Annotated in this window: 12 protein-coding genes; 7 read left to right on the forward strand and 5 right to left on the reverse strand. The window is 60.8% G+C overall.

Annotated features, from left to right (window positions below; translation table 11 throughout):
- Positions 1–14 precede the first annotated feature (14 nt).
- Positions 15–1,151, reverse strand: a complete 1,137-nt coding sequence (locus HBR93_RS10565; protein ID WP_169960292.1) for an FAD-dependent oxidoreductase — start codon at positions 1,149–1,151, stop codon at positions 15–17.
- Positions 1,152–1,332: 181 nt separating this feature from the next.
- Here HBR93_RS10565 and HBR93_RS10570 point away from each other — a divergent pair, with 181 nt between their 5' ends.
- Positions 1,333–1,947, forward strand: a complete 615-nt coding sequence (locus tag HBR93_RS10570; protein ID WP_057959698.1) for an XRE family transcriptional regulator — start codon at positions 1,333–1,335, stop codon at positions 1,945–1,947.
- 29 nt (positions 1,948–1,976) lie between these two features.
- Here HBR93_RS10570 and HBR93_RS10575 read toward each other — a convergent pair whose 3' ends face one another.
- The gene (locus HBR93_RS10575) at positions 1,977–3,467 is read right to left on the reverse strand and encodes an MFS transporter (protein WP_169960293.1); all 1,491 of its coding nucleotides are present in this window, start codon (positions 3,465–3,467) and stop codon (positions 1,977–1,979) included.
- 141 nt (positions 3,468–3,608) lie between these two features.
- Positions 3,609–3,860 (reverse strand): hypothetical protein, encoded by a 252-nt coding sequence (locus tag HBR93_RS10580; protein WP_169960294.1) that lies wholly within the window; start codon positions 3,858–3,860, stop codon positions 3,609–3,611.
- A 98-nt stretch (positions 3,861–3,958) separates the two neighbouring features.
- Between HBR93_RS10580 and HBR93_RS10585 the strand changes: the two genes are divergently transcribed.
- Together HBR93_RS10585 and HBR93_RS10590 are read left to right on the forward strand one after the other, a co-directional pair.
- Entirely contained in the window at positions 3,959–4,738 is a 780-nt protein-coding gene (locus tag HBR93_RS10585) for a helix-turn-helix transcriptional regulator (protein WP_169960295.1), read from the forward strand.
- On the forward strand, positions 4,722–5,354 hold the full coding sequence (locus HBR93_RS10590; protein WP_262377285.1) for a hypothetical protein: 633 nt from the start codon (positions 4,722–4,724) through the stop codon (positions 5,352–5,354). The genes HBR93_RS10585 and HBR93_RS10590 overlap by 17 nt, the downstream gene beginning before the upstream one ends.
- 78 nt (positions 5,355–5,432) lie before the next feature.
- On the opposite strand, the gene HBR93_RS10595 is transcribed toward HBR93_RS10590, so the two are convergent.
- A complete protein-coding gene (locus HBR93_RS10595) occupies positions 5,433–6,347 on the reverse strand; it encodes a LysR family transcriptional regulator (RefSeq protein ID WP_057959684.1) in 915 nt (304 codons plus the stop codon).
- Between the two features lie 247 nt (positions 6,348–6,594).
- Here HBR93_RS10595 and HBR93_RS10600 point away from each other — a divergent pair, with 247 nt between their 5' ends.
- From HBR93_RS10600 to pgm, 4 genes are all read left to right on the forward strand, one after another.
- Positions 6,595–7,617 (forward strand): zinc-dependent alcohol dehydrogenase family protein, encoded by a 1,023-nt coding sequence (locus HBR93_RS10600; protein WP_057438444.1) that lies wholly within the window; start codon positions 6,595–6,597, stop codon positions 7,615–7,617.
- 701 nt (positions 7,618–8,318) lie between these two features.
- Positions 8,319–9,728: a hypothetical protein gene (locus tag HBR93_RS10605; RefSeq protein WP_169960296.1), complete on the forward strand. Its 1,410-nt coding sequence runs from the start codon at positions 8,319–8,321 to the stop codon at positions 9,726–9,728.
- A 37-nt stretch (positions 9,729–9,765) separates the two neighbouring features.
- Positions 9,766–11,172 (forward strand): aminotransferase class I/II-fold pyridoxal phosphate-dependent enzyme, encoded by a 1,407-nt coding sequence (locus HBR93_RS10610; protein ID WP_169960359.1) that lies wholly within the window; start codon positions 9,766–9,768, stop codon positions 11,170–11,172.
- 114 nt (positions 11,173–11,286) lie between these two features.
- Positions 11,287–12,933 carry a phosphoglucomutase (alpha-D-glucose-1,6-bisphosphate-dependent) gene (gene pgm / locus HBR93_RS10615; protein WP_169960297.1) on the forward strand — a complete coding sequence of 549 codons (1,647 nt, stop codon included), beginning with the start codon at positions 11,287–11,289 and terminating at the stop codon, positions 12,931–12,933.
- Positions 12,934–13,063: 130 nt separating this feature from the next.
- Here pgm and HBR93_RS10620 read toward each other — a convergent pair whose 3' ends face one another.
- Positions 13,064–13,759: a pirin family protein gene (locus HBR93_RS10620; RefSeq protein ID WP_057438447.1), complete on the reverse strand. Its 696-nt coding sequence runs from the start codon at positions 13,757–13,759 to the stop codon at positions 13,064–13,066.
- Between the last annotated feature and the right edge of the window lie 109 nt (positions 13,760–13,868).

Consider the following 13,868-nt stretch of genomic DNA (forward strand, 5'->3'; position numbering starts at 1 on the left):
ATTGGGGGGATGAATTAACGCAAGCGGCCAGGGGCCAGGCGTTGTGGCTCGACGCCCTGGTGGCGCAGAGTCTCGGGAAGGGGAAGATCGAGTAATTGGCTGCAGGCCAGTTGCGATACACCGGCTGCAGACTGGATGCCATAACCGCCCTGTGCCGCCAGCCAGAAGAAGCCTTCGCAATGATTGTCCCAGCCGACCACCAGGTCACCGTCGCCGACGAATGAGCGCAGGCCGGCCCAGCTATGGCGTGGGCGGCGAATGGTCAAGGAGGTGGCGGCCTCGATGTGATAGATGCCGGTGGCGATATCCAGCTCTTCGGGCATTACATCTTGTGGTGGGACAGGATCGGCATTGGCCGGTGAGCCCAGCAATTGGCCAGCGTCGGGTTTGAAGTAGAAGCTTTCGTCGATACCGATCACCGCCGGCCAGCGGGAAAAGTCCGTGTTTTCGGGGCCGTCGAAGGTAAAGGCGGAGCGTCGGCACGGTTGCAACCCAACGGGCGGCACGCCGCACTGCTGTGCGACCTGATCGGCCCAGGCGCCTGCGGCATTGACCAGGTGGCGCGCGCGCAGTTGGCGGCCGTCGGCCAGTACCAGGTGCCATTGAAGGCCTTCGCGGGTGGCGACATTCAGTTGGGCATCGCAGTGCAGCACCCCGCCGGCCCGCCGCATGGCCCGCAAAAAGCCCTGGTGCAGCGCATGCACGTCGAGGTCGCGGGCATCGGTCTCGAGCATCGCCCCGGCAACCGCCTCGGGGCGCAGGCACGGCACCAATGCCAGGGCCTGCTCGGTATCAATCAATGACACGTTGCCGGCCTGCGCCCGGCTGGTGGCGAAGGTTTGTTGCAGCAGGGATTGCTGCTCTTGGCCGGCGATGTACAGGCAGCCGCGCGGCTCCAGGAGTGCATGTTCGGTGAACGCGGCGGGCGGCTGCTCATAGAAGCCTCGGCTGGCGCGGGTCAGGGCCTGGATCTGTGGCGTGCCATAGCTCTCCATGAACATTGCAGCAGAGCGCCCGGTGGCGTGGTAACCCGGCTGGCTTTCACGTTCGAGCACCACGACACTGGCCTGGCCGGCCAGGCGATAAGCCAGGGAGGCCCCCGCAATACCACCGCCGATGATGGCGAAATCGAAACATTCGCTGTTGGGCACTGCGAGTACCTCCTGTCTCTGGGGAAGGGACGACATGCCCTTTCCTGTGTTTTTATAATTCTCAGATAAGAGAAATGTAAGATATGAGAATTTTCCAGTCAACCCACAACCATGAGGTATTATTCCTGCCCATGCCCTGGCTCAGCTCCAGGCACCGTTTTTTGTACGACAGAGAGCCTGCATGAGTTCCGATTGCGCCTCGGGTTCCACAACCCATCCCTTGATAGATCGCGCCCAGGTTGGCGCCCGCCTGCGTGTGATCCGCAAGCACCAGAAGTTGACGCTCAAACAACTGTCCGAGCGCTCAGGTGTGGCTTTGTCGACCTTGTCGAAGATGGAACTGGCGCAGGTGTCGGTCAGTTATGAAAAACTGGCGGCTGCGGCGCGGGCCCTGAATATAGATATTGCCCAGCTGTTCAGCCCGACCAGGCAAGGTGTCAGCGCCCAACAGCCTACGGTGGTCAGTACCGCCATCGACGGTGCGGCCGGCTACAGCACGGGCAATTATGACTATCACCCGATGGCCGGGGATTTCCCCGGGCGCAGCATGACGCCCATGTATGCGCGGATCTATGCGCGGGAACTGGGTCAATTCGAAGACTACATCCGGCACCCGGGGCAAGAGTTCGCGGTCGTCCTGTCAGGCCGCGTGCGCATTCAATTTGAAACCGGTGAATCCCTTAGCATCGGCTGTCGTGAGACGGCCTATTTCAATAGTGCAATCGGCCATATTTACCTGGCGGAAGGCGAGGATGGCACCGCCGCCGAAGTGATGGTGGTGATGTCGGAGTCCTGAGGCGCCAAGGCGTTTTTGGGCAGTGACCTCTACCGGTGCCCTGCAGTGATTGCCTGGTCTTTGGAGTAACACCGGATCACCCGCAGGGCGGTAAAAATGGCAACGCCGGGCGCGACCGCAAACACACCGAACAGCCAGCCGGCAGCATTGGCCGTGCCGGCGATGCCTGCGGGATGCGTAAGGCCGGCAAGGTTTGCCACCATGCCGGCGAGGGCCGCACCGAGGGCGGTGGCGAACAGTTGCACAGTAGTAATCGACGCGCCTGCCAAGTCCTGCTCGCTGGCAGGCGTCACCTGAAATACCCGGGTAAGCAAATGCGGCCACGCCAGCCCGACGCCAAACCCGACGGCGACGAGCGCCAGGCAGATCGGCGTGACCGTCAGCCAGCCACCGCTACTTTCGACGCGAATCAAAACGGCCAGTGCAGCCATGCCCGTCAAGCCAAGGATTGGGCCGGTGAGGATCGCACGCCTGATGCCTTTGCCATGTGCCCCGGAACTTGCGATTGAGCCTAGCGTCCATCCGCCCGCCATAAGCGCCGCGAGGTAGCCGGCGGCGAGCGGCGATTGATGGTGCAGGACCTGGAGGAAAAGTGGCACGAAGATCTCGCCACTGGTAACGGCCACCGCCAGCAAGGACAGGGTTGCATACAGCACTCCCAGCGCGGAGGTGATCCTGAAGGCGCCCGTTGGCAGCAGTCGATGGCGGGCGCGGCTTTCTGTGATTATCAGCAGGCCAGTCAGGAGCGCGGCGGCACCCAGGCCGGCGATGTTCCAGGCGAGTGTTGATGAGACGCTGGCGGCTGAAACAGCGAGCACGGCCGACGTCAGGAACACCAACTGGGCCAGAGGGAGCGGCAAGCGTTGTGATCTGATGGCGTTGCGTTTGGGTAACACCACGGCAGCCAACAGAGCGAACAACCCGGCGACAGGGATGAGCGACCAAAAAGCCGCGCGCCATACGCCGAGTTCAGCGAAGACGCCACCGACCGCCGGGCCGATCAGCGTGGCCACTCCCCACATGCCCGACACCAACGCCATCGCTCGCGGCCACAAGGTTTCATGGAACACCAGGCGGATCATCGCGTAAGAGAGGGCGAACAGAAAACCGCCACCCAACCCCTGGATCAGACGGCCGGCCAGCATCACGGGCATTGATGGGGCAAACGCACAGATCAGCGCACCGGCTGCAAACACCAGCGTGGCGAGGGTGTAGGCGCCGCGTGCCCCCAAGCCGACCAGGAGCCTGGCTGACAGTGCTGAGCCAAGGATCGAGGCGGTGACGAACAGTGTGGTGTTCCACGCGTAGTAGTCGATACCGCCAATGTCCCGGACAACTGAGGGCAGGATCGTAGTGGCAATGTAGACGTTGATCGCGTGGAGCACGACGCCCCCTGCCAACGCCAGGGAGCGCACGCCATTGGCGCCAGAGAGGAGGGTGGCCCAACCTGCATTTGGAGGATCATCGACCTCTGGTACCGGTTGCGAACGTTGATCTGGTGAGGTGTGGTGGGTATTCATAGGGAGGCCACGTTGCGATTCAGGCACTCCTTATAAAACCTCAAGTAAGGTTCAGGTCAAGACCCAGGTCAGCCTCCATCTCCAAGTACAACTGGCCTTTCAAAAGACCTTGCAAGTGATAGCCCTGTGGGCAAAAGCCCATCAATGTGCATCCACCAGACGCTGCAAGGCGCCATCACGGATCGCAAGCACTTCAAATAGTCCCAGGGCACGCAGGGCCGGCAGGCTGTCGATCAGGTCCTGCTCGGCAGCGCTGCGCGCCGCGGGCGTGGAGGTAGGGGCGGTCCACACTCTGGCGTTGATCAGGAAGGCGCCAACGCTGCCTTTACGAATCATGACACCGTTGCGTTGTACATGGTTTTTGTCATCGGGCAGCATATCTTCTGCGCGCATGGTGTCTCCTCGCTAGGTGTTGAAGACCTTGACTATAAGGGCGTAGTGTTGGCTGATTTACGTTATTAAAGACAATCAATAACCCAATGAGGCCACTCATGCCAGCTGCCTTGATTTCCCCCGCCGAGGCGTCCTCGGCCGAGGATCCGTTGATTGTTGCAGTGATCCGCAAGGAGCTTGAACCACGGGTTACCGAGCGCCACGGCCATGCGCGGGGCCAGTTGCTTGGCGCAACGTCGGGCCTGCTTTCGGTGGATGCCGGTACCAGTCAGTGGGTGGTGCCCGCGACACATGCCGTGTGGATCCCGCCCAATATCCCCCACGGCGTGCGTTCCCATGGGCCGTTTGCCGGTTGGAGCGTTTACGTGCGCGAACTGGCGTGCATTGATTTACCTGAAACGCCATGCATCCTTGCAGTGTCCGGGCTTCTGCGAGAAGTAGTTGCCCGTGCTGCGGGGTGGGGAGCCAAGCCTCTGGACCAGGCGCAGTCGCGTTTGGCCGGTGTAGTGCTTGATGAAATACAGACTCTGCCCCGGGTGGCCCTGGGTTTGCCGATACCTCAGGACGCCCGGTTGCGCAAGATTGCCCAGGCGCTGTCGGATCACCCCGATGACGAGCGCGGCCTGCAGGCCTGGGCGACCTGGGTGGGGATGGCACCGCGCACGCTGACACGGCGCTTTGTGGTGGAGACCGGTTTCAGCTTTACCGAATGGCGTCAGCGGGTGCGCCTGCTAAGGGCCCTGGAAATGCTTGCGGCGGACATGTCGGTCACCCGTGTGGCCCTGGAATTGGGCTACGAAAACGTCAGCGCTTTTATTGCACTGTTTCGTCGCACGTTCGGTGTTACACCGGGTCGCTACTTTGCAAACTGCCTTTGAGGCCGGGCGCGCCCTAGCCGGGATCCGGTCCAATACGGGCGACCCTTCAGATTCCGTCACGGCCTACGCGGCATGGGGGCCGCGCGATGGGAGTGACAACGCGCAGATCAACTCCAGCACCCTGATCAACGATGTGGGTGACATCAGTTCTTCGGCGAGTAGCTCGACCCGCAGCGGCACCCAGCAATCCGGTGAAGTAGGCCTGAAGGGCAAATTCCAGACCGGGCCTGTGGGCCACGCCTGGACCCTCGCCACCACCCGTTTCACCTCCGACAACAGCTTCAAGGACGCCAGGGCCGGTATTCCCGGTACCACCCATTTCGACAACCTGGACTTTGGCGACACACCGACCTTCCCGGGTTATGGCGTGACCACCTCGCAGACCCGCGCGACCCTGGGCAGTTATGCGCTTGCCGATACCCTGTCTTTCGCCGATGACCGCGTGCAATGGACCGTGGGCGCCCGCCGCCAGCGCGTGGAAAACACCACCGAGAACTTCGGTGACTGGGCGTCGAAAGTCAGCTACGACGAAAGCCGCGTCTCGCCGGCCACTGCGCTGTTGGTCAAAGTGACGGACAAGGTATCAAAGCATGCCCTCAGATGCGCCCCAATGTAGCAATCTACTGAAGTGGATGGAGCTCCACAGTTTGTGGAAAGGCAAAAATGATCAGATAAACAGCCTGCCAGACGACTCCTATAGACTCTCAGGATCCCCAAAAAACATCTGTATCCGCGACCGCAACCAGCGCTCCCCCGGATCATTGTCCTGCGAACCACGCCACGCCATATGCAATTCAAAACTGCGCACAGGCAACGGCGGGTCTTCAGCCCGCAGGCCGCCTGCGGCGGTCAGGGCTTCGGCGGTGTAGTCGGGCACGGTTGCGAGGATGTCGGTGCCCGCCAGCAGGGTGCCCAGGCCGTTGAATTGCGGGACGGCCAGCACCACATGGCGCTTGCGATCGAGTTTTTCCAACTCTTCATCAATAAACCCGCTGAGGTCGCCGGCAAACGAGACCAGGGCGTGGGGGCGGGCGCAGAAGTCGTCCAGGCTCAGGGAGCCGGGCACGCTGTCGGCGCGCAGCAGTTTGGGCAGGCTGCGGCGCAGCAGCTTGCGCTTGGCGTTGGCCGGCAGGTCGGCGGTGTAGCTGACGCCGATGGAGATTTCCCCGGAAGCCAGCAGGCCTGGCATCAGGATGTAATTGACGCGGCGGATCACCAGCACAATGCCCGGCGCTTCGGCGCGCAGGCGCTTGAGCAGGGGTGGCAGCAAGGCGAACTCTACATCGTCCGACAGGCCGATGCGAAACACTGCGGTGCTGGTGGCCGGATCGAATTCGGCGGCGCGGCTGACGGCGGTGGAAATCGAATCCAGGGCCGGCGAGAGCAGGGCGAAAATCTCCACCGCCCGGGCCGAGGGTTCCATGCTGCGCCCGGTGCGCACGAACAGCGGATCATCGAACAACCCGCGCAGGCGCGACAAGGCGGCGCTGATGGCCGGCTGGCCGAGGAACAACTTCTCGGCAGCGCGGGTCACACTGCGCTCATGCATCAAGGTTTCGAATACGATCAACAGGTTCAGGTCGACACGACGCAGGTCGTTACGGTTCATCTTGTGTCCTGGCAGATTCAGCGAACTTGACGTGAGCGGCCACATGATAACAATGGCCGGCATGAATCTTACGGGGAAAGGCTGGTACTCTGCACCGGCTAATTCAGATTTCCTACGCTGCCTGGGGTATTTTCCGAAGGGGCGGAATCAATGACAGACATGACGACTATTAATGGCGACTGGTGGCCTTGCCCCGAAAGCCCAGATAAAGTTCATGGCATTAGAGGTTACTTTGGCGAGGTTTGCGATGTCCCGCACGATCCGTTTTCACAAGTTTGGTCCGGCCGAGGTGCTCAAGTGCGAAGAGCATGAAGCCACGTTGCCCGCACCGGGCGAAGTGCAGGTGCGTGTCGAAGCGATTGGCATCAGCTGGTACGACATTCTCTGGCGGCAGAACCTGGCGTCTTCCCATGCGCGCTTGCCGTCGGGCCTTGGCCATGAAATGGCCGGTGTGGTGGTGGCGGTGGGCGAGGGCGTTGAAGACCTGGCCATTGGCGACAAGGTTGCCAGTTTTCCGGCCGAAAGCCCGAATGACTATCCAGTGTATGGCGAACTGATTGTCCTGCCCCGTTCGGCCCTGACCCGTTACCCGGATGTCTTGAGCCCGGTACAGGCCAGCGTGCATTACACGCCGTTGTTGATTGCCTACTTTGCCTATGTCGATTTGGCGCGGGTCAAGCCCGGTCAATTCGCCCTGGTCACGGATGCCAGCCATTGTGCCGGGCCTTCGTTCGTACAATTGGGCAAGGCCCTGGGGGCGCGGGTGATTGCCGCCACCAAGTCGCCGGACGAGCGTGAATACCTGCTGTCCCTGGGCGCGGAAAAGGTCATCGTCACTGAAGAGCAGGACTTGCTGATGCAAATCAACAAGTTCACCGATGGACGCGGTGTGGATGTGGTGTTCGACGGCCTCGGTGGCCCCCAGATGTCACTGTTGGGCGATGTGCTCGCACCCCGTGGCAGCCTGGTGTTGTATGGCTTGCAAGGTGGCAACCAGACCCCGTTCCCGGCCTGTGCCGCGTTCCAGAAAAACATCCAGTTCTTTGTGCACTGCATCGGCAACTTCACCGGCAAGCCGGAGTTGGGCATTGCCCAGGACCAGGCCGCATTGCAACGGGCCCTGCGCGAGATCAACCAGTTGACCGCCGACGGCATGCTGGTGCCGCTCAAGACCCGGGTGTTTGCGTTCAGCCAGTTCGTCGAAGCCCATCGCTATATGGACGAATGCCCATGCCGCGAGCGGGTGGCGTTGCAGGTTGAAGCTGTTTGATCTGTGGGAATGTTCGTAAACGGACATTTCGCCGGTGTTTGCCATGGGGCAAATACGCCATTTAGAAGGACAGGATCTCCGCGCCTGCTGAATCTGCCGCCGGGATTCTTCCCCTGCAAAACCTGCCTTTAATGCCGCCGCTGCCCTGAATCCCAGAGCAGCGGCGTTTTACATGGGCACTGCGGTAAACACCGGCTCGCCAAACTGCACTGGTTTTCGCGCCGAGTCTGTATCTTTTAATCATCAAACAAGCGCTGATAATTGCCCAGTCACTTTCATCTCAAGGACTGAGCAATGATTGCAGAAATCAAATCCAAACAGCGGTTCGCTGTAACTAATAAGTCGTCTTGTATACCGGCTCAAGGACGTTGGCCTGTAGAGAGAGGTTTAAAGTGCGCGCGAACTGAATCCCGACTTTGCCCTGCACTGCATATGTCAGATCATTCTTTAATGTTTGAGTTAAAGACTAGTAGGAAGTTGTAAGACCGTTCCTAAGGTGGTCATTGGGCCGCTGTAGGGGCTTTCTTCAGCAGGTGGTGGCATCTTCGTCGGGATGTTCCAACTGGCGTTTTGTTGTGCGGTGCTAACATTTAGCTATCAGCTTTAATCGCAACAGACGTCAACTCTAAGCAAACAGCAGGTCGGACAGGCACGCGCAACTGCTTGCTCGGAACTGACAGTTAACCTCAGGTAGTAAAGCTATGAGCGCTATTCACGAACAAGCCATGAATTATGTTTACCAGCAGGTATTGCAACGGTTGCAGGGCTACTTCTCGCGAGCGGAGCGCACCGCACTTCAGTTATTGATTCAGCGATTGATTGTAGCGGCAGGTGGCATCGAGCAGATTGGCGACTACAAAGTACTGGTCACCCACGGGGGCGGCAAAGGCAGCAGTTACGCACTGGCCTTCTTGCGCGCCGCCCAATTGACCATCGCCGGCCGGGCGCCGAGGAGTTTTCAATTGCGAGTCGCCACCCTGCGCCATACCGGGATGACGCAAGCGGCACTGGACAGCATTCATCGGGGCTATAGCGCGTTGTTTTTCCACGACGACCCCAGGGTCGAGCTGCTGATGGTGGAAAACCAGGAAGTTCTGCCCTTCAACCACCTGCGCCCCGCTTCAGCAGCGGGCCAGGATATCGGCCGGCGCAACATGTTGATGATCGGGCATAAGCGTTCAGGGGATATCCGCGCCAGCGTGTGCAACGACAGATACCTGTCCCTGGGGGATTTCTATCGCCGTATCACGGCATGGGACGGCGGGGTGCACGCCCTGGTCAGCAGTGATTCGCCGCGCCAGCAGAACCAATACCTGGCGTGGCTGTTCAGGACCACCTGCGCTGCAGGCATGAAAGGCCACGCCGGCCAGCCACTGGCGCTCAATACCCTGTTTTGCCGGATGGATGATTGCAGCGCCGGCTATTACCGCGATGTCTATGGCGAACATTACGCGTCGGAGGATAACGCTTCCAAAGAGGTGCATCGTCACCTGACCTATATTGGCGTGGCCGATCTGTTACGCGCGGCCGGGCAGGATTTCACGGCACTGCTTTACGATTTTATGGGTTACAAACAGGATGAATTCGCCTTTCAGTTCAGCACCCCGGCCTACGCCAACCCCTTGCTGATGGCGCATATGCATGGCCTGCAGGCTGAAGTGCTGCTGGGCCTTGATTATCGAGAGGGCGTCACGCGCTTTATCGAACACGCCAGCGGCTTTATGCGCCGTAAAAAAATCCCCGAATTGCTGATTGCCCAAGCCGGCACCAAGGATGGGCGCATGCTGGCGGCGACCTACGCCCGCGAGTTCTTTGGCCTGGAGGAGAGCCAACTGGTGTGCCTGTTGTTTTCACCGTTTATCCAGCAAGGACAGCGGCTGGAAGCCTTCTTGCGTCGCTGTCACCCGGGCATGCTGGTGGCGCTGCCCGAACTGCACAAAGCTCTTGAGGGCAAGGCATCGGCAGAGCTGATCCAGCATTGGATGGTCGATACCAGCGGTTTGCCCCTGGCGCTTTTGCAGCATTTGTACGGCACCCATGTCGCGGCCAATGCGGCCTGTATCAATGTCGAGGAGCCGGCCACAGGACCGTGCGGCGTACCAGGGTACTGAGGGTGGTTGCGCGACGGCAGCCGTTGCTCGGGCAGGAATCCTCATGAAGGACGATAAACAGGCAGACTTCGCCTATCAGGCGGTGTATCGCTACATGATCAACCTGATCAATGAAGTGGGCACCGAGGGCCGGGTCAAGCTGCCGTCCTTGCGACACCTGGCAGAGCGGTTGAATGTGTCGATTTCCACCATTCAGTACGCCTACTCGCTCCTGGAAAAGGAGGGCAGGGTGTACTCGGTAGCCAAGTCCGGCTACTACGCCTTGCCCATTGCCGGTAGCACTGCGTGCTGTACCACGGGGGATTTGCTGGAGCGCTTGTATGTAGGGGCACGCAGGCCGGGGATGTTGGTACTCAGTGCCGATGAGCCGGCACAGCTGTTGTCCCTGGACGCGCCGCTGCTGCAACTGGAGCGTGAACTGGTGCGCCAGTATCCGCGCCAGTTGCAACCCTATTCCCAGCCGTGTGGTATCTGGGAACTGCGTGCGGCACTGGCGGCGCGCTATACCCGTTCGCCCACACGTTGCTGGCAGGCGGATGACGTGTACATCGGCGCGGACCTGCGAGGTGTCCTGGCCATTCTGATCGAGGTGCTGGCGCTCAAAGGGGCGACGGTGTTGGTGGAGTCGCCGTGTGACTGGCTTATCCTGCGCCTGTTGCAAGATGCCGGAGTGCGTGTGATCGAGTGGCCATGCAACGAGCAGGGCAGGCTCGATCCTGGGTATCTGGAGCAGCAACTGCGGACCGAGGGGGTGCAACTGGCGCTGCTGTCCTCGACCCCAGGCCTTGCCACGGGTAACGCCTTGAGTGTGGCGGATCAGGCGCAGGTGGCCGGGTTACTGGAGCAATATGACTGCTGGCTGCTGGAAAACGACACCCATGGCGGGCTGGCGTTTGAGGCGTGCACCCGCTACCTGCGGGACCTGGTGAACCCCGAGCGGCTGATGGTGTTTTCCAGTTTCGAGAAAGCCATGGGCCCGGAGGCGCCCTATGGTTATCTGCTCTCGCGGCACCTGAGCACGCCCTTGCAGCGTCAGTTCCTGTTGCGTGCGTTTCGTTTATCGTCCATTCGCCAGCGTGCGATTGCCCGGCTTTACCACAGTGGCCGCTTTGACCAGCACCTGGATGATTTGCGCATAGTGCTCAAGGAACACGCTGCAGCGATGCAGGCACGCCTGGCCCAGCATCTGGGCGAGCGCGTGACGTACCGGGCGCCGCAGGCTGGCGCCACCTTCTGGTTGCGTTCGACCGAGGCCGTGGATATGCGCCGGGTGTTCCAGAACATGCTGGCACGCCAGGTGGTGATCGCCCCGGGCGAGTTATTCAGCGTGACGGGCCTGTACCAGCAGCACTTTCGCTTGAGCCATGCGGTCAGCACTCATCACAGCCTGGACCTGGTGTTGGAGGAGTTGGCCCAGGCCCTCAAGCAGGGGCAGCACGGATGAATTGGTTTTGTGGGAAATATCCCTGATTATTGTGGGATAGATACCGTCGCGTGGCGGTCGAACACCCAGTAAACTGCATTCCTTTTCCGAATCCTTCTTTTCAGAGGTTTTTGCATGACTCTCAGTCCTTTTGCGGGCAAACCGGCGCCAGCTCAATTGCTGGTGGACATCCCGCGACTGGTGACGGCCTATTACACTGGCCAGCCCGATGCAGCGATCTCCACTCAGCGCGTGGCTTTTGGTACCTCCGGGCACCGTGGCAGTTCTTTTGACTTGAGCTTCAATGAGTGGCACGTATTGGCCATCAGCCAGGCCATTTGCCTGTACCGTGAGGCGCAAGGCATCAATGGCCCGCTGTTTGTCGGCCTCGACACCCACGCGCTGTCCACGCCGGCCGGCGCCAGCGCCCTGGAAGTGCTGGCCGCCAACGGTGTGCATGTGATGCTCGCCGAAGGCGATGAATACACGCCGACCCCGGCGATTTCCCACGCCATCCTCTGCTACAACCGTGGCCGCACCAGCGGGCTGGCCGACGGCATTGTCATCACGCCCTCCCATAACCCGCCCCAGAGCGGCGGCTACAAGTACAACCCGCCCAACGGCGGCCCGGCCGATACCCACGTCACCAAATGGATCGAGGCCAAGGCCAACGAACTGCTGGCGGCCAAGCTGGCCGGGGTCAAGCGCATCACCCACGCGCAGGCGCTGAAAGCCGACACCACCCATCGCCATGATTACCTCAACACCTATGTGGCCGATCTGGTCAATGTCATCGACATGGACGCCATCCGCAGCGCCGATCTGCGCCTGGGCGTGGACCCACTGGGTGGAGCAGGGGTGCGCTACTGGTCGGCCATCGCCGAGCATTACCGTCTGAACCTGGACGTGGTGAATACCGAAGTCGACCCGACCTTCCGTTTCATGAGCGTGGATTGGGATGGCCAGATCCGCATGGACCCGTCCTCCAGCTACGCGATGCAAGGCCTGATCGGCCTTAAAGAACGCTTCGATGTAGCGTTTGCCTGCGACCCCGACCACGACCGCCACGGCATCGTCACTCCGTCGGGCGGGCTGTTGGCGCCGAACAACTACCTGGCGGTGTCGATCGACTACCTGTTCCAGAACCGTCCCCAATGGCGGGCGGATGCGGCCGTGGGTAAAACCGTGGTCAGCAGTGGTTTGATCGACCGCGTGGCCGCACGCATCGGCCGCCGCCTGTACGAAGTGCCGGTAGGCTTCAAATGGTTTGCCGACGGCCTGTTCGACGGCTCCCTGGGGTTTGGCGGCGAAGAAAGCGCGGGCGCTTCGTTCCTGCGCAAGGACGGCAGCGTGTGGAGTACTGACAAGGACGGTCTGATCCCGGCCTTGCTGGCCGCAGAAATGACCTCGCGCAAAGGCCAGGACCCTAGCCAGATCTACCGTGGCCTGACCGACGCCCTGGGCGAGCCGTTCGCCATTCGGGTGGATGCCAAGGCCACGCCGGCGCAGAAGGCGCTGCTGGGCAAACTGGCACCGGAGCAGGTCACGTCCAAGCAATTGGCCGGGGAGAGCATCCAGCAGATCCTCAGCCATGCGCCGGGGAATGACCAGGCGATTGGCGGGCTGAAAGTCATGACCGAAAACGGCTGGTTTGCCGCACGGCCGTCGGGCACCGAGGATATCTACAAGATCTATGCCGAGAGCTTTATTGGCGAAGATCACCTCAAGCGCCTGGTGGAAGAGGCGCAGGTGTTGGTGGATGGCGCCATTACCCCGAACTGACACACGGTTGTAAAAAATGTGGGAGCGGGCGTGCTCGCGATGGCGGTGGATCAGTCAATACATGTGTGACTGACCCATCGTCATCGCGGGCAAGCCCGCTCCCACATTGGTTTTTGAGTCTGGCTCGAGATCAGGCCAGGTCCACCAGCACCACTTCGCTGTCTTCGACCGCCGTTACCCGCAACACCCGCTCATCCTGCACTGCAACGCCGTCACGCGCCTGCGCTCGCAGACCATTGACCTCGATCACCCCGGTCGCCGGCACCAGGTACGCCCGGCGGCCTGCATCCAGGTGATACTCGGCACTTTCCCCAGCCTTCAGATTGGCCGCCACCAGGCGTGCGTCGGCACGGATCCGCAAGCTTTCATGGTCACCGTGCTTGCCGCTGGCCAAGGTCACGAACCCTTCGCGCTCACCCTTGGGAAAAGGTTTGGCGCCCCAGGAAGGGGGCAAGCCCGCTTCATTGGGAATGATCCAGATCTGGAAAATTTTGGTCGCCGTGGCTTCAAGGTTGTATTCGCTATGGGCGATCCCGGTACCGGCGCTCATCACCTGCACGTCGCCCGCCTCGGTGCGGCCCTTGTTGCCAAGGTTGTCGGCGTGGCTGATGGCACCTTCACGCACATAGGTGATGATTTCCATGTCCCGGTGCGGATGCTGCGGAAAGCCGGTGCCCGGCGCGATGATGTCGTCGTTCCACACCCGCAGGTTGCCCCAATGCATACGTTGCGGGTCATGGTACTCGGCGAACGAGAAGTGGTGATGAGCATCCAGCCAACCGTGATTGGCGCCGCCCAGGGAGGTAAAAGGTCGAAGTTCAAGCATGATCGTCTCCTGTTGATGGGCGTATCATCCGCCAGGGCATCATCGACAAAAAGCGTAAAAAATGCCTGATTCTTATCAGATTATTCGATTGTTTTTCCAGCCCCAGAAC

The sequence above is a fragment of the Pseudomonas sp. WS 5411 genome (assembly GCF_012985595.1).
In the GTDB taxonomy this organism is placed as follows: domain Bacteria; phylum Pseudomonadota; class Gammaproteobacteria; order Pseudomonadales; family Pseudomonadaceae; genus Aquipseudomonas; species Aquipseudomonas shahriarae.

Coding starts and splice junctions, on each gene's coding strand:
- HBR93_RS10570 (WP_057959698.1), top strand. CDS start 1,333: ATGAGTTCCGATTGCGCCTCGGGTTCCACAACCCATCCCTTGATAGAT.
- HBR93_RS10575 (WP_169960293.1), bottom strand. CDS start 3,467: ATGAATACCCACCACACCTCACCAGATCAACGTTCGCAACCGGTACCA.
- HBR93_RS10580 (WP_169960294.1), bottom strand. CDS start 3,860: ATGCGCGCAGAAGATATGCTGCCCGATGACAAAAACCATGTACAACGC.
- HBR93_RS10585 (WP_169960295.1), top strand. CDS start 3,959: ATGCCAGCTGCCTTGATTTCCCCCGCCGAGGCGTCCTCGGCCGAGGAT.
- HBR93_RS10595 (WP_057959684.1), bottom strand. CDS start 6,347: ATGAACCGTAACGACCTGCGTCGTGTCGACCTGAACCTGTTGATCGTA.
- HBR93_RS10600 (WP_057438444.1), top strand. CDS start 6,595: ATGTCCCGCACGATCCGTTTTCACAAGTTTGGTCCGGCCGAGGTGCTC.
- HBR93_RS10605 (WP_169960296.1), top strand. CDS start 8,319: ATGAGCGCTATTCACGAACAAGCCATGAATTATGTTTACCAGCAGGTA.
- pgm (WP_169960297.1), top strand. CDS start 11,287: ATGACTCTCAGTCCTTTTGCGGGCAAACCGGCGCCAGCTCAATTGCTG.
- HBR93_RS10620 (WP_057438447.1), bottom strand. CDS start 13,759: ATGCTTGAACTTCGACCTTTTACCTCCCTGGGCGGCGCCAATCACGGT.